Here is an 18,113-nt window from a genome sequence, read left to right as displayed (position 1 = left end):
CCGGCTCGTCGTCCGGCTCGTCGTCCGGCTCGGCTGCTGCGCGGCGCTGCCGCTCGGCCTCCTCTTCGGCCTTTCGACGCTGGTACTCGGCTTCCGCCTTCGCTCGCTCCTCGGCCTCCTGGTCGGCCTGGTCGAGGGTTTCCTGCTCGACCTCGGAGAGGCTGTAGCCCTGGGACTTCAGGAACCTCAGCCACTCAGCGGTGGGGAGGGCGATGGCCCCCGGCTTGGAGTAGCCGTAGTGGTAGTGCGGTACGCCCCTCCACGCGTCGTCCTTCATGTGCTCGTGCTCGAACATCGCCGCGACGTGGGCGAAGAGCACCCACCAGTAGCGCCGGGCCGCCGTGCGCTTGACGAGTGCGACGATGTCCGGTTCCGGTTCCTTGGTGCTGATCGAATCGGTCCCGAGGAACCGCGTCAGCAGCGGCCCGCGCGCCACGCCCCGCTTGAGTAGCGTGGTGAGCACCATGTCCTTGATGTGCGCGGGGGCTTCACCCTTCTCCTTGCACATCTCGGTGATGAACGCCTCGCGGGGCTGGCGGGCCGTCCGCCATGCGGCGTTGTTCAGACGCACTCGCCGCTTCGCCTCGCGCTCCGCCTCCCGCTCGGCTTCACGCTTGGCGGCGGCCTCGGTCTCGGTGTCTCCGTCCTCGCCCTCCGCCTCGCCTCCCACCAGCTTGTGGCCGTACTTCTTGTAGTCGACGCACAGGTAGAGGACATCACCGTCCTCAGGGTCGATGGCTGCGGCGTGGCCGTCGCAGGTCTCCATGTGCCCCTGCTCGGTGAGCGGGCGGCCGATGCCGCTGACCAGTTCGTCCAGCGGACGGCCCAGGGTGTAACCCCAGTTCCGCCGCCACTGCACGACCGTCACCTTCTTCTCGGCCAGGTCCTTCCGCGTCGCCTCGATCCGCTCGTCACGGGCCTTCTCGGCTCGGAGCGCGGCCATGGCCTGCGTCCACGCCGCCCGCTTGGCGTTACCGCTGCGCTGGTCGGTCTCCTTGGCCTCCAAGAGGGTCATGAGCGCGCCGTCAACGTCCTTGACCTCGTTGTAGTCGGCGAGTTGGACCCAGTCGAAGTCGACTTCGTCCTCGTCGAGCTCCTTGAGAGTCTGGGGAGCGATCTGAGCGACCTTGGGGGCCGCGTCCAGCTCTTCCTCGGTGCGGCCGATCGCGGTGGCCAAGCGACGCTTGCGGGCCTTGGGCACCCGCTGTGCCTCCACCAGCAGAGTGAGCTGCTGGGCGGCTTCCACGTCGTCCTGGTGGCTCGCCTGCGTGCGGTGGTTGTTCTCGACCATGGAGCTGACGATCGCCTCGTCGTCGGCTCCCTTGAGGTCTTCGCGGATGAACGCCGGGACCTTCTTGTACGGACGGCCCTCATCCTTGGCGTCCAGGGCCGCCTGGCGGGCGGCCTTGATGCGGCGCTGCCCCATCACGACACCCTGCACGCCCTCGGGGCCTTCCTGGGGCCGCAGGACGATCGCCTGCTGTACGCCCACCGCGTCCACGCTGGCGATCAGGTCCGGGTTCGGCTCGGTGGTGTCCCCGGTGTCGCGCTTCTTCCGGTGGTTGTACGGGTCGATGACGAGGAAGTGGATCCCGTTCTCGTCGACGCCGTCGGGGACAGGGGTGTCGTCGTCCGGGAGGAAGCGGAGAGGGTCGATCCACACGAAGCGCGCGGAGTATGCCTCGGTCGCCTCGGTGCTGGCGACCTGGGCCGTCTGCTCGTTCTGCGTCACGGTCACGTGCGATTCCTTTCGTCGGTGTGCGTGTGGGCCGGTTCGGGGAGCCACCCCGTTCCGACAAGAAGAACTTTACCAGTCTCACCCTGCACGGCAAAGCGGTGCGGGGCGTCTGAGCTGGGGCTTAGCGGTGTCGCCAGGGCACGTGCTGGTCCGGCCGCATGATCGTGATGACCTGTTGACCGTCGTCACCCGGGCCCTTCTCTGCGACCAGGTGAATGGGGTGGGGGTCGACGAAGCCATGTTCCCCTGGGAGCCGGCGGTGCTCGAAGTCAAGACGTGCTGGCGCACTGCGCCCATCTTCCAGATAGCGCAGGAGGGCGTCGTACAGAGACAGCAGCAAGTACCACTCGCGCCGCCACTCCTGTTGCGGCAGGTCGGGCGGGGCTGCCCATGTGACAGGCCAGCGGATGGCTTCCTGCCACACGGCCAGGGAGTAGGCGACCGGGAGAGTAAACCCGAAGTCGGTCGTGATGCCGTCGGCGGCCGGGATGAGTTGCTGGGTCTCGATCAGCCGCTGTCGCGTGATTGGGCGTGCGGCGGTCAGCACGGGGTCCCTCCTGCGGGCGTGGGCATGCGGGGCGGCCGGGGGCGGCCTGACGGCCGCCGCTCGGCGGTGCGGTCTGGACCGCGCGCGGTCAGATGAACGTGGCCTTGGTGGGGCGCTTGAAGTAGCCGAACGTCGGGTCCCCGGCTTTGGCGGTCACGGTTGCGTCGAACCGGACGCGGACACCGCGTAGCCCGAAGAGGTTTCCCTCGGTGGTGGTACGGGTCTGGAGTGCCCTGGGGATGGTCCCGAAGACCTTCGCGCCGTTGTCGAGCCGGACGAGCATCTTGTAGTCGGACTTGTTGTAGGCGAAGTGGTTGTCGTAGATCCCCGCCATGACGACTTCGCCAGTGAGAGTCTGCTTGCCCTCCGGGACGGGTCCGGCGTTCTCGGCCTCCGCCTTGCGGCGCTCCTCCTCGGCGGCTCGGCGGCGCTCATTCTCGATGAACTTGCCTACGGCGGCGGCCTGGCGTTCGGTGAGCACGTCCAGGCGGTCGACGTACCGGCGCATGTCGTCGATGAACTGGTTGTTGATGTCCGTCGACTTCAGGAACTCGACCACATCGCGGTGGTCCTCGGCCCACGCCTCGAACGCGGCCCGGCGCCTCCTCCGCTCGGCTTCGGCCTTGCGGGCCCTCTCGCGCTCCTGCTTGTCGAGGCGCTCGCGGTATCGAGCCAGGTCGTCTGCGGTGGCGTGGCTCTCGTAGGTGGCCGGGGCCCAGGAACCGCCATGGTTCGCCCCTCCGCACGAGCACGAGCAGGCCGGGCCGACGGCACCCATGCAGGCGGCGTCACACGATGCGTCGACCGTGGTCGCGTAGACGCGAGAGACGCGTGTCCTCGCTCCGCACTGCGGGCAGGCGGTGTGTCGTACGTCGTCACGGGTGTCGGGGAGGGTGGCGCGGACGGGGAGTCGGCAAGGGTCACACGCGCCGAGGAAGTAGTCAGTGGGGCGCTTGGACAGGATGCGGTCGAGGGTCGCGGGCATAGGGCCTCCCGGTGTGGTGTGCGTGTGGGAGCCGGTCCGGGGAGCCACCCCGTTCCGACAAGAAGAACTTTACCGCTATCCATCCCTAACTCAAAGTGTGAGAGAGCCTCTGAGCTGCGGAAACCTCCATGTGCGGGTAGCCGGGCGGCGGCCGGTCAACCCGGCCACCGCTCTCCGCTGCTGCTGCGCTTTTGGCGTCCGTGCGCCCGGCGCGGCGCCCGGGCGGGGCCGGTTGGGCAGGCCGGCCGCGCCCGTCAACCCGGGGCGTGGGAGTTGTGGGCCCGGGCCGGTTGTCGGGCCGTCAGGCCGCGGGCATGGCGCGCGAGAAGCGGCGCGCTTCGGCGAGGTCGTACCGGCAGTAGTTCGACCAGGGGGAACCGGGCCAGTAGACGCGGGCCATGGGGGTGCCGTCGTACCAGTGCAGCCACAGCTCCAGGACGACGCCCTTGGCTGCGTAGTCCCCTTCAACAGTGTCGCCCACGGCCAGTCCGTAGGTACGGCGCTCCTGTTCGATGCGGGCGGGATCGGCGAGCCGCATGGCCGTCTCGGTCGTGCGGCCGTTGACCCAGAGGCCGTCCCACTCGACGATAGGCACCCCGTTTTCAACCGCCTTGACGGTCCCGCGCTGGATGAGGGGGCGTGAGACGCCAACCTTGTCACGGTGGTCGTCGTGGATGGGGTCGTAGATCATGCTGCGCTCCACCCGGTCACCGGCCCGGTATCCGGTCGAGCGGTCACCGTACGTGTCTGCCGGGATCCACTCGCGGGGGATGATCAGCACGAGTTCTGTGGCCTCCCACACGAGGGATTCGCCGTCCAGTGCCACCATGCCGTTCACGGCGGCAGGCAGCGCAGGGAAGCACGCGCGGCTCTGCATGACCGTGTGGAGCCGCGAGAGATTGAGGGCTCCTTCGTACGCTCCAAGCACCCAGTCACCGGGCCGGACCTCGGTGGCGGGCACGATGCGCAGCGCGCCCATGTCGGTACCCTCTGGCGGCTGCCGGAACAGCGAGTGGTCTCGGCCGGTGATGATCAGGGGGTAGAACGTCGCGTCGACAGGGGACATAGTCGGTGCCTTTCGATGGTGTGCGTGTGGTGGCCGGTGCGGGTTGCCACCCCGTTCCGACAAGAAGAACTTTACCAATGCGCACACTCGCGACAAAACGCGAAAGGACCCCTGACCTGCGCAGACAGCCGACGGGCCGGAGGGCGGGCTGCTGCCGGTCAACCCGACTGCTGCGCACCGCAGTTGCCTCGCCAGCACGCCGGAAGACGGGCGGAGCGGCCGAGTCGGGCCATCTCCACCCGTCAACCCGCGGGGGCTCGGCTAGGTCAAACGTGGTCGATCCGACAGCCAGGCAGCAAGGCGCCCTGAGGCGACGTAGACCGCCTAGCCCTGGCCGTTAGCCGAGAGCCCGATGATCAGGTCACTCGCCATCGCCGTCCTCATCGCAGGCGGGATCGAAGTCGATGATCACCCGGGCGACACGTCCGCCCACGAGCTCGCCGTGCACGGGGTACGAGCCGTCCCCGTAAAGGGTGGGGATTACCAGGCCGAGGCCAGGGCCGGCGGGCTGCGTCACGTCGTACGGCTCCCGGCCGAAGGGCGACCGCTCACAGAACTCGGACCACGTCTTGATGTGATGGCTCGCGTCACCAGTCGCGGTGTAGCAGGGGTCGCCGACCATGACGGTCCCCGAGTCCACGTGCACCGTGCCAATGCGCACCCTGTCATTCATTGCCGTTCTCCTCCCGATTGTGTGCCTGTGGCGGCCGGTACGGGGTGCCACCCCGTACCGACAACAAGAACTTTACCAGCATTACCGACGGACGCGAAGCGTGAAACCGTCTCTGAGCTGCTGGAAAGCCCAGAGACGACTGGCCGGATGACGGTCGGTCACCCCGCCTCGGCCTCCGCCTCGATCGTGTCGCAGTCACAGCCGTACGACGCGCGGTGCCCGCATGCGAGCACCCGAGTCGGATCATGGTCCGGGATGTCCACAGACCACCCAGCCTTGACCCAGACGGGCCGCACCTCCGCCACGCTTCCTCTCCTTTCATCTCGCCCAGCCTCATCGCTCCGGGGGCGCAGCTGGCGGCCCCGGCGGGCCGGTCAGACAGTCCGGCCGGCCCACCGTCAACCCGGGCTTAGCACCAGGGAGCGGGGGTGAAGGCCAGACGCAACGCGGCGGCCTCGACCAACGGCGGCACTTCGTCCTCATCCGGCAGGTCCGCCGGGACGTACACCAGCGGGATGTCGAACGCCCGGAACCAGACGCGGCCGCTGTCGGTCACGGTCATCTCGTAGTCGAAGACCACCGGGCCGTCCGGCATGCTCGGCGTGCACGCCCGCTGAGCGATGCCCCACGGGCCGTCACCGCCGAACGCTATGAACTCGCCGCCCATCTGTCCGGCCATCAGGTACGGACGGTCCTCGAACGGGTTCTCCCCATCAGCGATCCGGCGGCCGGGCAGCGGCTTGCCCGCAGTGACGGGCGCGGGGCACAGCAGCGGCACACCGAACGTGTTCAGGTGCTCCGGGTCGACGAACACCTCCCGCACCTCGGCGTCGGTGACGGCGGGAAGTTCCGGGGACTCCCACACTCCCGACTCATTGCGAACGTAGGTCTTACCGGCGTACGTCAGCCGGTCGCCGGGAGCGAGCATGGTCGGGATGTACGGCAGGGCGGTCAAGGGGAGCAAAGACACGAGGGAGGTCCCTTCGAGCGTGGGGTGCGTGTGGTGGCCGGCGCGGGGCGCCACCCCGTTCCGACAACAAGAACTTTACCGCCTCAAGACCTTTCCGCAAAGCGCGATTGAGCCTCTGATCTGCGTGACCATCCGCCTGGCGAGGTGTCCGGGCGGCGGCCGGTCGACCCGCCCGCCAGTAGCCGCTGTTACACCCGGCGTCCGGCCGTACGACGCGGGAAACTGGCGGGGCCGGGTCTCTGAATTGGGAATTCAGGGGGAGTTGACGTACGCCAGGCTCGGCGCTTACCGCTACACCCGCTTAGCACCTGCACGCATCGACTCGACGCAGCGCAGGACATGGTTCGCGTAGGCCAGGGACGATGGCCGGATCGGGGCCAGCCATTGACCGGTGTGCTCATTGAGGTATTCGACCGTGGTTGTGCCATGTGAGCGCATTGTCACGACGGTTGTTTCGCTGGTCAGTTCCGCGACTATCTTCCTCACGAAGTGCTCGATGTCGTCGAGTTGCTCGCGCTGGCTGCGGGTCAGGCGGGGAATGGCACACTCCTTCATCTGATGGCCACCGCGCCCCGGGCGGACTGTCGGATGCCGGAGCGGGGGGTCGGTGGCACTGCGTTGCTGCCGGGGCCTGGGGGCGGCGGATGCTCCCGCCGCCCCCGGGAGGACCTCAGAGGGAGCGGAGGTCCTCGTCGTACGGGACGTTCCACACCGTGGCCGCGCCGTCGCGGACACGGACTTCGATGGACACCTTGGTCCCTGCCAGGGTGTCCGCCGGGGGATTCCGGTTCGGCTCATAGCGGACCATGTACCGGCCGGAGCCGGACATCGGTGCCGCTCGCCAGGCCCCGTACTGGCGTCCGGCGGCATGGCCTCGCTCGTGGGCGCGCGCGGCCTCGACCGCGGCCATGGTCTCCTGGCTGAAGATCTTCAGAGCCCGCCATTTGGCGTCGCCGCCAGGCTGCGGCGCGGCCCCCGTCGGCAAGGGCAGGATCACCCCGCACTGGTACAGGTCGTACCAGACGCCCGCTTTCGGCAGTCCCCCGCCGCGAATGAGCACGTGGGGTGAGCCGTGGGACCATCCCCGGTGGGCGACCTCGATCAGATTGACGCCGACCAGCGTGAACCCGGTCGACCGACGGACCTCGATGGCGACCGGCTGCTCACCGAGCGCCTTCACGATCGTGCCGACTTCGGCCCCGGACCACCGGCCGCGCAAGGGGTCGGCCGTCGACGGGTTGAAGTCCTCCGGCCTGATGACACAGGTCATGCCGTATCTCCTCGCTCGGTGGGGTGCGTGTGGTGTTCGGTGCGGGGCGCCACCCCGTTCCGACAAGAAGAACTTTACCTGTCTGGGTGTTCACAGCAAAACGGAGAACGGCGTCTGAGCTGCGGGAACACCGGAAACGGGCGGCCGGACGGCGGCCGGTCAACCCGCCCATCGCTGGCCGTTGCTGCGTCCTTTTGGGCGGTCATCCGCACGGCGGGACGGCCGGGCGGCGGCCGGTCGCCTAAACCGCCCAGGGTGGCCGCTTACCCACCACTCACCTCTTAAGAGGTGACTCGACAGGTGGTGAACTCCCGGGCCACGTACGGACCTCAGCCACCGCACCGGCCACGAAACGGCCCGCGCCCGTGCGCCGGCCCCAGCCCGTCAAGCCCCGGCCTGCCGCGGCGGCCGGCCACCAGGCACACGTCCCCGGCGGGCGGGCGTCCGGAGGAGCCCGCCGGGGCCTGGCGCAAGGGAGCCCCCGGCGACCGCAGCCCGCCGGGCGCGAAGCGACCGGCGGGCCGCCAAAAGGAGGGCCCCCGGGCCCGACGACGGCGGCGCACAGCCGGATCGCACCACCGGTGCGATGCACACCCCGCGCCGGGGCCGCCGTAGGGTCACGGCGGCCCCGGCTGGGGCCCGGTCAGGTTTCAGCGCCTGGGGTCATCCACTGCTTGTACACCCGGCTGCGCAGTCCTTCGGGGTCGTCGCCGGTCGGGTAGACCTCGCACAGCCACCCGTATCCCTCGTACTCACGCTGCACCTCCTGGGCGTGCGCGAGGCTTCCGGCCGTCACCCGTATCGGAGTGACCGACCCGCCCTTGGGATTCCATCCCCAGAGGACGAACGGCCGGGTTGCCCTGATGGACGCCTCACACGCCTCGCAGATGCGGCTCCCCGGCTGAGCTTGGCCGTTCGGGCACGCCCGGCACCGGTGTGGGTCCGGCTCATCCGCCGTGCAGGACGGCGCGGCTGGAGGCGGCGCTTCGTTCCCGGCTGGGCTGGTGAGTCCTTCCGAGCACTCCTTGGCCCATGCGACGACCGCCCGTATGAGGGTGTCGGCGATCTTCGCGTCGATGAACGGCTCTCCAGTGTCCGGGTCGGTCGATTCGGTGTAGGCGACGGCGCGGTGCAGGATGTCGAGCAGAGGGGCAGCGTCGCTGACCGTCGCCGCCGTGACGTCCTGGATGTAGTCGCCGGGTTCGGGCTCGGCGTAGGGAAGCGTTTCGGGAAGGTCGCTTTCGATGTACTCGGCGATGATTGCGCCGGGCGTGCCGTGGTCGGCCCAGGGCTTGCCGTAGTGGTCGTGGGTGGCGGGCCGGTAGGTGATCTGTCCGAAGAAGTGGGCGGTGACCTGCTGCGACGTGATGCTGTTCTCCTTCGCTTGGCGTCTGGCGACAGAGAGGGCGGCCGTATGGCCGCCCCCGGGGCGGGTCGTCGGCTACCGCTCGCTGAGCTCGGCGTCGAAGTGCATGCGCGCCTGGTCGACGACGCCTTCCTCTGCCCAGTCGTAGGCGGCGGCGAGTTGGAGCAGGTTGCCGAGGGTGAAGACGAGTCGGACCACCGGGATCCTCATGTTCGTGCCCAGCTGGTTCTCGGCCGTGCTCAGGGTGCGGTGGTGGAGCCAGAGCACCTGTTCGGGGAGCAGGCCGTACTGATCGGCCAGATGGAAGAGGTCCGCGACCGCGTCGGAAATCGCGGTGAAGGCCATCTCCCCGGCGTTGAGCCTCTCGGCCCGACGTGCGGTGCGCGTCATGGTGCCGAGTCCGCGCATCGCTGCGCGGCCCGCCTTTACGGACGGAACGGGGCGGCGGCACCAACTCGGATGGCTCACGCCGCTGTTGATGACGATGTGGGCGCGTTCGATGGGTCCGTGAGGAAGCATGGAGTCCTTTCGCTGGGGTGCGTGTGGAGCCGGTCCGGAGAGCCACCCCGTTCCGACATAAAGAACTTTACCCCCTTTTGATTTGGCATCAAAGTGCGGATGGCCCCTGAGCTGGGCGAACAGATCTCTGGGCGGCGGTCGGTGTGCGTCGGAACGCACCACCGGGCCCCTCCCCGCTGCTGCTTTTCAGTCGGCCACCTGTGGCGGCTTGCGGTTGCCGAGCGGGGGCAGTCAGGCGTCGTTGAGGTTGGTCGCAGTTGGTTGGACGGCCCTGACCGGGTCCCCGGGCCAGCTGCGGGGGCCTTCCTCCGGTGCCTCCTGCCAGCCCGGCGCCGGCCGGAGCGTCCTCGAGGTCGCCGCCGCCCCAGCAATGTCGGTCATGTACGCCCACGCGGCGGCGACCACGAGGAAAGCGGCACGGCGGAGTCGGGATCCGGCCGGGCCGCGAAGCGGCCCGCGGTTTTGGCCACGGGCCTGCTTCACGACCGTTGAGCGGGTCGGGTCATCGGGTGACGCGCTCGCCGCTGCACTGCGGGGAGTTGCCGGACAGGCAGATGGCTTCCGTCTGCCTCATCCTCTGCGAGGCCTTCTCGTCCCACTCACAGCGGCGCCACTCCCTCTCCCTGTTCAGATTGTGATCGATCGGGTCGAAGGGGCTTCCGGGGTGCCCTGGCCACCGATTGCCCGACACTGGGTCGAAGTCACGGGTCTGCTCGCGTACCCAGAAGTCGAGGTGTACGGGGCACATGCCGCTGGGCGGCAGGACGGAGTACCGCTGGTCGGGCGGAAAGGGGTTGTTGGTGGATCGGTGGCGCATGAGCCGCCATTCGGCTCCCTCCCAGCGGTCCCACTTCCGTGCGATGTCGTCCGGCACCGGGACGCCAAGGAATGACGTCGGGGGGTGGAAGTTGGGGAGCATTCGAACCTCCTCGCGAAGCTGGTGTGCGTGTGGCGCCGGACCGGGAGGCCGCTCCCGGTCCGGCGGGTAGGTGGTGCGGCGGCTCAGCGGCCGCAGTGCTCGCATGCCGGGGTGCGCGGGTTGTCGGCGTAGGCGGCCTGGACCGCGTCGTACGAGTCGGCGGTCCACGCTCCCCGTTCGACGGCTTCCGCGTGGGCCTCGTCGACGGCGTCGAGCAGGGTGCGGTGACGGGACTGCTCGACGGCCTTCGCCATGGTCCGCGACAGCCACATCACGCCCTCGACGTCGAGCGGGCCGACGATCGCGATGAACTCGCCCCGGGGGTTGGTGACGAACGCCTGAAGGATGCGCTCGGACCCGTCGGCCATCTTGGCGATGGCGCAGAAGATGCGGTGAGGCCCGACTTCCCTGTGCTCGAAGTCGACGTGCTCGGCCGTCTCGCGCAGCTGCTGGCACGTCTCCTCCGCCTGGCACTTGAAGCGGTACTCGGGAGTCTCACGGAAAGGCACGGGCCGCGCGGGAGCGGCGGCTGCGGCCTTGCGCGAGCGGGCGGCGCGCGGCTGGCGCGTGGCGGTCATAAGGGCCTCCTGGGCGGTGGTGTGGGTGGGAGGCCGGTCCGGGGTGCCACCCCGTTCCGACAAGAAGAACTTTACCAGTATTAGCGTTCAGGGCGAAGTGGGAAACCGCCTCTGAGCTGCGACAACACCCCCCGGGGTGGGACGGCCGGACGGCGACGCGTCCGCCCCTCTTCCCTTTCCCTGCTGCGTCTTTTCAGCCGGTCACCCCCACCGTCCGGCGGCCCGGCGACGGCCTCTCACCCCTCCCCCGGCCCGGCCCTGGCTCCCCCTCCTCAACGCGGGCTGAACATCCGAACGCCCACCACACACCTCCTCCCCCACACCCCCGCCACCCACCGGCCGGCACCCGAACACCAACGAGGCCCGGAGAGGTTCCACATCCGGACCCGCACCCGAATCCACAACCCCGGCGCTCGCCGACGCGCACGGTGCCCGCCACGACGAAACGGAATCGCGTCGGCGAGTGCCGGGGCGAGCGGGGTCCAGGGGCCGGCGAAGGCCCCTGGTACCACGCCGCCCCGCCCACGACAGATCGCGCCGAAGGCGCGATGCACCACCACACGGGTCGCGCGGTAGCACCATGGCTGTCCTGGCTCCGGGTTCTTGGCGGGCCTGAACCCTGCTACCGCATCAGCAACTCGCCGGGGCCTCCGAAGCCGCCGCGCTATCCGCACTGAAAGCGAGGGTGCGGGCCCGCTCGGAGATCTCGGTGCCGAAGCGGTCGAACCGCGCCACGCCCGCGCGAGACAGCGTGACAGCCCGTACGAGGTGACCCGCTGCCGTCCCGCAGTTCGTGACGTCCTCGGCTTCGATGATCAGACCGAGCGCCAACAGTGCCGACAGGGCACGCTGCGACTTGTGCTTGCCCGGCCACCCACGCGTGACCCGCTGCCACTCGCCGCCCTTGGTGTGCACCTGCCCGCGGGCGACATCCCGCAAAGCGTCGTTCCACGTTCCCGGTAGCGGGCCCATCGGGTCACGGTCCGCCGCCGCGTTGGCGTCCGGTACCGCACGGGTCGCGCGGGCCGCTTCGCGCCGTGCGGCCTCCTGCCGGATGTACTGCGCCACGGCCTCGGCGCGGTGAGCCGCGTACCCCTCCAGGATCCGGCGCGCGTCCGCCACCCGTTCGGCAAGAGGGGCGCACCGCTCGGCCGCCCTCGTTCCGCGCTCGCACTTCGCCTGGTGCAGCGCGCGGTCGGCGTCCTTCGTGGCGTTCGTCGCCTCGTGCCAGAGACGCGACGACACCGGGACCGTGCCGCGCCCCGCGTCGTCGGCCCACACGGCGTCAATCGCTGCCATGTCGGCCCGCATACGGGCCATGATCTGGTTGTACTCCCTCTCACGGTTGCGCCGGTAGGCCTCGGTTTCCGCGTTCTGCTCGGTGTGCGTACGGTGCACGATCCGGGCCACGGTGCCCAGGTAGACGTGAGAGGAGCACTCCACCACGTGCCACCCGCGAACGGTCCCCGTGTCGGTCATGTCCGGGACCGCGAGGAACGGTTCGCCGTTCACCGCGGCAAGTGCCTGACGGGCCGTGTACAGGGTCCGCAGTGCGGACGTGGTCCCCACCTTCCGTCCGTGCTCGTCCTTCCACCCGTTCGGCTTCAGTGCGCGCTGGTAGTCCTCTTCAGCGGTCGCCACGCCGTACTCTGCGCGCCTGAGCGTGTCGGCCCGCTCCTGCTCGGCCTCGTGCCATGCGACGGCCTCGGCCATGGCACGCGCGTCCATCTCGCACGCGTCGGCCAGTACCTGGGCGCGACGGGCCCACTGTGCGGCACGCTCGGGGGATACGTCCGGCGCGTCCCCGTTTCCGTAGTCGTACGAACGTGCGCGGCAGTCACACGTGTGCGCGACGTAGGAGCGTCGGCCAATCCGGCGGAACGCTGCTCGTACTTGGGGGTACACCTCGTCGACCCACCCGGGGACGGCCTGCGCGCGTTGTGACCTGAGCTCGCTTTCAGGGTCCCTCAGGGCGTGGTCGGCCGGAATGTCGCACATCGGCAGCCATGCGCACAGCCGCGCGTCAAGCGCGCGCTTGACCTCCCGCGCGGCCTGGTGCGCCTCCGTAGCACGCACGGCGTGCGCCTCGGCAATCTCAGCCCACTCGCGAGCGGTGCGGCCGTCATGCGTCGGTTCCGCGACGGGCGTCGGCCGCTGGGCCACCAGGGCAGCCTCAGCCGCGTTGCTCATCGTGAAGAACTCGCCCTGTCGGGGGGTGGTGAAGGGAACGGTCATGCCAGGCCTCCCAGATGGTGGTGTGGTGTGGGGCCAGAGCGGGGCGCCACCCCGTTCCGACAAGAAGAACTTTACCCATATAAACCCCCATGGTAAAGCGGGAGACGGCGTGTGAACTGCACGAACGCCCCCCGGATGGCAGTCGGCGAACGGCCGGTCAAGGCACGGGTCTCTCGCCGCTGCCGCGCTCTTCAGGCGGTCATTCGCACGGCGGGAGGGCCGGGTGACGGCCGGCCACCTTAAGCCGCCTCCCGTGGCCGCCCTGGTGCCCGCCCCCACCGACAGGGGCGGGCACCAGGGCGGTTCAGGCTGCCAGGTCCAGCCGTTCCAGGTATTCGCGGGTGACCGCCTTGCCAACGAAGCGGGCCATGGCGGTGCCGCGCGGCGGCCTGGTCAAACGGCTTTCCGCGTCCAGGGCGGCGGCGCGGGCGATGATCTCGCGCATCGACAAGCCGTTCTTGAAGTCGCGTTCTACCGTGATCTCCATGGCGGCGTATTCGGCGGCCTTGTCCGGGCGGAGGCGGGCGGCCAGGACGACGTCGGCCTCGCACCCCAAGACACAGAATGAGCATGACAAGCGACTCATGCCCCAGTCGTACGCTTCGTGATACGGGCATCCCGATCGGGCGATTTCCGCCCACACGGCGGCCTCGCTCCAGTGGTGGATCGGCCTCCATGTGGTGATGTGGCGTTTCCCGTTGCTCGCGGCGCGGTCGATCTCGACTGGTGCGAGCTTTCGCCGGTGAGGGCTCTCGGCGGCCCTCTGTCCGAGACAGTTGAGGATCCGCACGGGACGCCGCAGGTCTTGGCGTTCGTCCGTCAGCCGGGTCATCAGCGTACGGATCGGTCCTCTTTTCAGATCAGATGTACACCATCTGGCAGAGGATGACGGCCAGGCGGGTGCGACGGGCTTTCCCTCCGCCAGGGCCTTCTCCTTGAGCTTGACGTACCGGGCGGCGACGCGGGACAGCAGATCGCCCTGGGCCCGGACCACTTCGAAGCGGGGGACGTCCAGCATGGAGGACTGCTGGCGGGCCAGGCTCGCGGTGCCCTCCCACTCGATGTCCGAGAGATCGGCGTGGACCACGACGACCTTGTGCAGCTGTCCGGTTGTTGCCGCGAGACCGACCACATGAGACTTCATGGCCTGCGAGTCCTTACCGCCGCTCGAATTCAGAAGAACCCAGTCGGCTTCGGTGATCAGGCCTGTGGGGTCGGTGGTGGTCGGTTCGTCCGGGACGGAAGGGTGGATGCGGCGCGGGCGCTTGGGGGGCGTGGGGTCGTCGTCGCAGAACAGGGTGAGTTGCTGGGTGTCGGCCGGGCCGGCCGTGGGTGTGACGAGGGGCAAGCGGTTCCTTTCACGGGGTGGTGTGCGTGTGAGTGCTGGCCCGGGGAGCCACCCCGGGCCAGGGCTACGAAGGGGTGTGGAGGCTGATCTGGTGCCATGAGGGCAGGGAGCGCAGCATCCGGTTGCGCCACGCCAGGGCGTAGATGGGGCAGTTGGAACAGGCCTTGTGGCTGCACCCGGGCATGGGGTCGTCGTGGCGGGCGCTGAACGACCACGCCAGTGAGTCCGACGAGTACAGGAGGTGGTGCGCAGAGCGCAGGCCGGTGACCTTGAAACCAAATCCGTGGAGCCGGATTCCGAGGCCGTGCAGCGTCTCGACGATGCGGACGGCTTCACGGGTGCTCTGGCGTCGGCAGATCGAACCGAGCCCGACGCGGGGCTCCACTGTGAGGTCGATGCCCATCGCGGCGTACATCTCGACGTGCCGCAGGTATTCGGACAGCGACCAACCTTGGAGGACAGGCATCCACGGGAGGGTGTCGTCCCGCCACATCAGGTTGAGGTAGCTGGCGACGGTGCGGGCCTGGTGGTCGTAGACGGTGCCCCCGGTCCTGGCCAGGATGTGCGGCTCGCACATCCAATCCTGGATGCTGGCATGTTCGAGTAGCCCGATCTCCTCGTCATAGCGGCGGACCGCGGCGGCGTAGTCCGCAGTGGATACGGTCCATTCCCCCCGGAGGTACAACTCGGAGTAGGCGCCGGAGTCCAGCAGCCAGTGCGTGACGGCTCGGGGCAGGGTGCGACGTCCGGCCAGGCGGCGGTGGGAGATGCACAGGGGAATGCAGCGGGAACCACCGAATTCGGGCCGGGCAAGCCATGAGGGGTGGTGCGTGCCCAGATAGCTATCGCGTTCGATGTCGTCGTAGTCGTCGAGATGGGGGCGGCCGGGGTTACGGGGGGCAGTGCGGGCCGGTCGGCGGGATGCGGCTCCTGCGTGGCCGGCACTCCGGTCGGGGAGGTCGAAGAGCACTGCGGCGGACGGGTCAGGCACGGCTCGTGCGCGCGGCACGGTAGGAGTCCTCCTTCAACAGCGCGGGCCCGTACGGCGGTTTGCCGTACGGGCCCGGGTCGGGCATGGGAAGTGGGCCGAAGAGTGGGCACGAGGCGGCTAGCACCGCGGTGATGCGCCGGGGACCGATCAGGCGGCTGACCTGCGTCGCGGCGCCGTGAACTGGTCAGGAAGTGCGCTCGCGCCTGGTGCGGCGGGCCCTGCGCAGGGCGTCAAAGGCAGGGATGGGCTGGGTGGCCGCGAGTGCGGCGAAGAGAACTGCCTCGCGCCAGCGGCTTCCGATCCACCGTCCGGGGTGGAGACGGACCTGTTCCTCTGCCCATTCGCCGAGCTGGAGCCAGGGACGGACGCGGCCAAGGGCATAGCCCAGGGCGAGGGCAGCGGTGAGCTGGAGAAGGGTCACGGCGCCTTCCTTCCGGTCGGGGGTGCGTGTGGAGCCAGTCCGGGGAGCCACCCCGTTTCGACAGAAAGAATTTTACCGCCTTTGCCTCTATCTGGGAAACGGCGCGCCTGCTCGGTTCGGCCGTGCGGTGGACACGCTGCCGAAGCGAGCAGGCTCGGGGTCATGCGGCGAGGGTCAGCGGGGCCATCGGCTCGATGGGCTCGCCGGTGATGAACTCGGTGATCATGCAGCCGAGGTCGCGGGACACGTTCGGCGTGACGGCCATGCCGACGAGCGAGCGAAGCTGCTTTTCCTGGTCCGACTTCCGCTCTTCGGTGGCGATCAGTTCGTAGTCCTTGGGGAAGGCCATGGCGACCTTCCGCTCGTGGACATCGATGAGCCTCGTGTACCGGTCGCGGATGTCGGAGGCGTCGCCGTGGACGAGCAGGTGATGGTTCCCGCCGGCGGTGATGGTCGACAACGGGGAGGAGACCGCGCGGTGCATGGATCCGCCGCCACGCATCTCCACGACGAACGGTGCGGTCCCGTAGCGGAGAAGACCGTCCTCGATCTTCCGCCGGGTTTTGGCAGAGCGTGGCCCGGTGTACCGGTCGCCGACAAGCTGGCCCGGCCGTGACCAGTCGATGGCCTCCCTCGCTCCGCGCATCGCGGTCGGCAGCAGCATGGTGGTGGCACAGTGCCGGTCCGGGCAGCGCCACTCGTACTGTGCGGTCCGCCCGTGTTTGCCCCACGGACGGTGCGGGCTGGAGACATCGGTGTACTTCCACGACTGGATGGCCTGGACGTGGCCGTGTCGGGGGCAAAGGACCCAGGGGCGGGTCCACTTGTCGAAGTCGGGGGTACGGCCTACGGATTTGTGCCAGAGGACGACGTACATGCGGTCACGGGAGCACGCGGCGGCCGGACCGTACGCGGCCATGTGGGCACTGTTGCGATAGAGGATGCGGTGCTCGTAGCCCCAGACACGCAGGCCGGCGAGCCAGGCGTCGAACGCGGCGCCCCGGTGGTGTTTCGGTCCCCACCAGCGGGCTTCGGCGACATTCTCCACGACGATCGCGAGGTACTGGTGGTGCTCGGCGAACCGGGGGACGCAGTACATGGTGGCGCGGGAGCGGATCGCGAGTTCGTCGACGCCGGTGGTGGAGAAGAGACCGTCGACGAATTCACCGTGTCCGCGGGGCTTGCCCTGCGCGACCGTCTGGTAGGTGCATTCGGGGGATGACCACAGGGCGTGGGTGCGGGGCCAGGCGGCGGGGACGACCTGGGAGAGGTCGGCGCATTGGACGCGGACGGTGGGGTGGTTGGCGCGGTAGGTGGCGACGGCATGTCGGGCATGGTTTCCGGCTTGGACCACGATGGTGCCCGGAACCTGTTCGAGGCCCCTGGCGGCGCCGCCACCGCCAGCGAACTGATCCGACCAGGTGACCCATCCGGCGTGGTCTCCGCCACCGACAAAGAAGGCCATGGGCAGCTCCTAAAGAGAGGGGTGCGTGTGGGGACGAACGGGCAGCCATCCCGTTTCGACAGGAAGAACTTTACCGGATTTCGTACGCTTCGTGGAGTGCGTGAGCCCGGCCCTGGATCCGCCGCGCGCCGGGTGCGGGCGGCTCCGGGGCCGGTCTCTGAGGGTGAGCGCCGTCAACCTTGGTCGTCCACCTGCGCGAGGTTGTAGAAGTCGTCACTCACAGCGGGTACCGGTACATCCGCCACCGGCCCGCACCAACTGAAGGGAACACCGGGCGACTTCGGGGTGTCGGGAGCGGCGGGATCGCCGTTGAGCCACGCCCACAGGTCGCCTACGAGCTCGTAGAGACGGCCGTCCGCGCCCTCCACGTAGAACTGCGAGTTTCCGCCGTATCCGTAGGCGTCGTAGTAGTCCCAGAGGCAGGTCAGTCGTACCCCGGTCGCATCCTCAAGACGGATGAAAACCCTGTTCACGTCCTCGGGGGTGTAGCCGTCCTGCATGCAGCCGCGGAGGCCTTCGAGCTCGTCCGCTGAGTCCCGTGGGGCGACGTCGTTGATGTCCGCGAGGACGTCCGAAGCGAGGCGGCGCTCGAACAACCCCAGGGCCAGTAGAAGGACGTCGACCTGGCCGACGTAGTCCCGCAGCTGGCGCGTGGGTGAGGTGATGTGGCCCGGCCAGATGGTGTGTGCGCGGCGGTCCGGAAGCGCGCGGAGGTGGTCGGGAAGCGGCTCGCCTTCCGGGCGGGTCCACACCTGGAGAGTGGGCGGGATGATCTCAGCCCGCACCCATCCGTTGCGCGTCAGGTAGGTCTCCAGTTGCGCGGGCGTGACGGCCTTGACGGCGTCGGGGTCAAGGGCGACGTACTGCTGAACGAGTATCAACTCATCTCCCTATGTAGAGATATTGGGTGGGATGGCCGTGCGCCGCGCCCCGGGGGGGGGGGCCGGGGGGGGGGGGGGGCGGGGGTTAACCGCGCCCCGGGTGGGCCGGTTGGGGGGGAAAACACCCGAGGGGCCCCTGGA

Annotated in this window: 19 protein-coding genes; all 19 read right to left on the bottom strand. The window is 69.1% G+C overall.

All coding sequences use genetic code 11. The features are described from left to right. Positions 1 to 1,738: ParB/RepB/Spo0J family partition protein (locus tag ACWD26_RS29190; protein ID WP_451274928.1), on the bottom strand; the 1,738-nt coding region annotated here is incomplete at its 3' end. A gap of 121 nt (positions 1,739 to 1,859) precedes the next feature. Then, positions 1,860 to 2,285, bottom strand: coding sequence for a hypothetical protein (locus tag ACWD26_RS29185; RefSeq protein WP_451274927.1), 426 nt, complete (start codon positions 2,283 to 2,285; stop codon positions 1,860 to 1,862). 88 nt (positions 2,286 to 2,373) lie between these two features. Beyond that, entirely contained in the window at positions 2,374 to 3,270 is an 897-nt protein-coding gene (locus tag ACWD26_RS29180) for a hypothetical protein (protein ID WP_451274926.1), read from the bottom strand. Positions 3,271 to 3,571: 301 nt separating this feature from the next. Next, positions 3,572 to 4,336: a hypothetical protein gene (locus ACWD26_RS29175; protein WP_451274925.1), complete on the bottom strand. Its 765-nt coding sequence runs from the start codon at positions 4,334 to 4,336 to the stop codon at positions 3,572 to 3,574. Positions 4,337 to 4,697: 361 nt separating this feature from the next. Further along, on the bottom strand, positions 4,698 to 5,009 hold the full coding sequence (locus tag ACWD26_RS29170; protein ID WP_451274924.1) for a hypothetical protein: 312 nt from the start codon (positions 5,007 to 5,009) through the stop codon (positions 4,698 to 4,700). Between the two features lie 158 nt (positions 5,010 to 5,167). Continuing rightward, the gene (locus ACWD26_RS29165; RefSeq protein WP_451274923.1) at positions 5,168 to 5,314 is read right to left on the bottom strand and encodes a hypothetical protein; all 147 of its coding nucleotides are present in this window, start codon (positions 5,312 to 5,314) and stop codon (positions 5,168 to 5,170) included. Positions 5,315 to 5,418: 104 nt separating this feature from the next. Continuing rightward, a complete protein-coding gene (locus tag ACWD26_RS29160; RefSeq protein WP_451274922.1) occupies positions 5,419 to 5,979 on the bottom strand; it encodes a hypothetical protein in 561 nt (186 codons plus the stop codon). 291 nt (positions 5,980 to 6,270) lie between these two features. Continuing rightward, positions 6,271 to 6,534 carry a hypothetical protein gene (locus tag ACWD26_RS29155; protein WP_451274921.1) on the bottom strand — a complete coding sequence of 88 codons (264 nt, stop codon included), beginning with the start codon at positions 6,532 to 6,534 and terminating at the stop codon, positions 6,271 to 6,273. 115 nt (positions 6,535 to 6,649) lie between these two features. Next, complete coding sequence (locus tag ACWD26_RS29150) at positions 6,650 to 7,249, bottom strand: hypothetical protein (RefSeq protein WP_451274920.1); 600 nt, start codon at positions 7,247 to 7,249, stop codon at positions 6,650 to 6,652. Between the two features lie 643 nt (positions 7,250 to 7,892). Next, positions 7,893 to 8,045, bottom strand: a complete 153-nt coding sequence (locus ACWD26_RS29145) for a hypothetical protein (RefSeq protein ID WP_451274919.1) — start codon at positions 8,043 to 8,045, stop codon at positions 7,893 to 7,895. Positions 8,046 to 8,690: 645 nt separating this feature from the next. Continuing rightward, positions 8,691 to 9,134 (bottom strand): hypothetical protein, encoded by a 444-nt coding sequence (locus ACWD26_RS29140; protein WP_451274918.1) that lies wholly within the window; start codon positions 9,132 to 9,134, stop codon positions 8,691 to 8,693. 502 nt (positions 9,135 to 9,636) lie between these two features. Beyond that, positions 9,637 to 10,053, bottom strand: coding sequence for a hypothetical protein (locus tag ACWD26_RS29135; RefSeq protein ID WP_451274917.1), 417 nt, complete (start codon positions 10,051 to 10,053; stop codon positions 9,637 to 9,639). An 83-nt stretch (positions 10,054 to 10,136) separates the two neighbouring features. Beyond that, positions 10,137 to 10,631 carry a hypothetical protein gene (locus ACWD26_RS29130; RefSeq protein ID WP_451274916.1) on the bottom strand — a complete coding sequence of 165 codons (495 nt, stop codon included), beginning with the start codon at positions 10,629 to 10,631 and terminating at the stop codon, positions 10,137 to 10,139. Positions 10,632 to 11,261: 630 nt separating this feature from the next. After that, positions 11,262 to 12,866 (bottom strand): hypothetical protein, encoded by a 1,605-nt coding sequence (locus tag ACWD26_RS29125; RefSeq protein ID WP_451274915.1) that lies wholly within the window; start codon positions 12,864 to 12,866, stop codon positions 11,262 to 11,264. Positions 12,867 to 13,170: 304 nt separating this feature from the next. Next, the gene (locus ACWD26_RS29120; protein WP_451274914.1) at positions 13,171 to 14,214 is read right to left on the bottom strand and encodes a phosphoadenosine phosphosulfate reductase domain-containing protein; all 1,044 of its coding nucleotides are present in this window, start codon (positions 14,212 to 14,214) and stop codon (positions 13,171 to 13,173) included. Positions 14,215 to 14,278: 64 nt separating this feature from the next. Then, positions 14,279 to 15,223, bottom strand: coding sequence for a deazapurine DNA modification protein DpdA family protein (locus ACWD26_RS29115; RefSeq protein WP_451274913.1), 945 nt, complete (start codon positions 15,221 to 15,223; stop codon positions 14,279 to 14,281). A gap of 166 nt (positions 15,224 to 15,389) precedes the next feature. Next, on the bottom strand, positions 15,390 to 15,626 hold the full coding sequence (locus ACWD26_RS29110; RefSeq protein ID WP_451274912.1) for a hypothetical protein: 237 nt from the start codon (positions 15,624 to 15,626) through the stop codon (positions 15,390 to 15,392). Positions 15,627 to 15,786: 160 nt separating this feature from the next. Next, entirely contained in the window at positions 15,787 to 17,091 is a 1,305-nt protein-coding gene (locus ACWD26_RS29105) for a DNA cytosine methyltransferase (protein WP_451274911.1), read from the bottom strand. A gap of 173 nt (positions 17,092 to 17,264) precedes the next feature. Then, positions 17,265 to 17,972: a hypothetical protein gene (locus tag ACWD26_RS29100; RefSeq protein WP_451274910.1), complete on the bottom strand. Its 708-nt coding sequence runs from the start codon at positions 17,970 to 17,972 to the stop codon at positions 17,265 to 17,267. Between the last annotated feature and the right edge of the window lie 141 nt (positions 17,973 to 18,113).

It is taken from the genome of Streptomyces sp. NPDC002787 (genome assembly GCF_053592095.1).
Note: the sequence above shows the minus strand (reverse complement) of the source record. Positions and strands in the feature narration are given on the sequence as shown.

What these genes read in the sequence shown, in the direction of transcription:
- ACWD26_RS29155 (WP_451274921.1), bottom strand. Translation starts at nt 6,534, where the DNA reads ATGAAGGAGTGTGCCATTCCCCGCCTGACCCGCAGCCAGCGCGAGCAA.
- ACWD26_RS29180 (WP_451274926.1), bottom strand. Translation starts at nt 3,270, where the DNA reads ATGCCCGCGACCCTCGACCGCATCCTGTCCAAGCGCCCCACTGACTAC.
- ACWD26_RS29175 (WP_451274925.1), bottom strand. Translation starts at nt 4,336, where the DNA reads ATGTCCCCTGTCGACGCGACGTTCTACCCCCTGATCATCACCGGCCGA.
- ACWD26_RS29105 (WP_451274911.1), bottom strand. Translation starts at nt 17,091, where the DNA reads ATGGCCTTCTTTGTCGGTGGCGGAGACCACGCCGGATGGGTCACCTGG.
- ACWD26_RS29150 (WP_451274920.1), bottom strand. Translation starts at nt 7,249, where the DNA reads ATGACCTGTGTCATCAGGCCGGAGGACTTCAACCCGTCGACGGCCGAC.
- ACWD26_RS29140 (WP_451274918.1), bottom strand. Translation starts at nt 9,134, where the DNA reads ATGCTTCCTCACGGACCCATCGAACGCGCCCACATCGTCATCAACAGC.
- ACWD26_RS29170 (WP_451274924.1), bottom strand. Translation starts at nt 5,009, where the DNA reads ATGAATGACAGGGTGCGCATTGGCACGGTGCACGTGGACTCGGGGACC.
- ACWD26_RS29130 (WP_451274916.1), bottom strand. Translation starts at nt 10,631, where the DNA reads ATGACCGCCACGCGCCAGCCGCGCGCCGCCCGCTCGCGCAAGGCCGCA.
- ACWD26_RS29125 (WP_451274915.1), bottom strand. Translation starts at nt 12,866, where the DNA reads ATGACCGTTCCCTTCACCACCCCCCGACAGGGCGAGTTCTTCACGATG.
- ACWD26_RS29135 (WP_451274917.1), bottom strand. Translation starts at nt 10,053, where the DNA reads ATGCTCCCCAACTTCCACCCCCCGACGTCATTCCTTGGCGTCCCGGTG.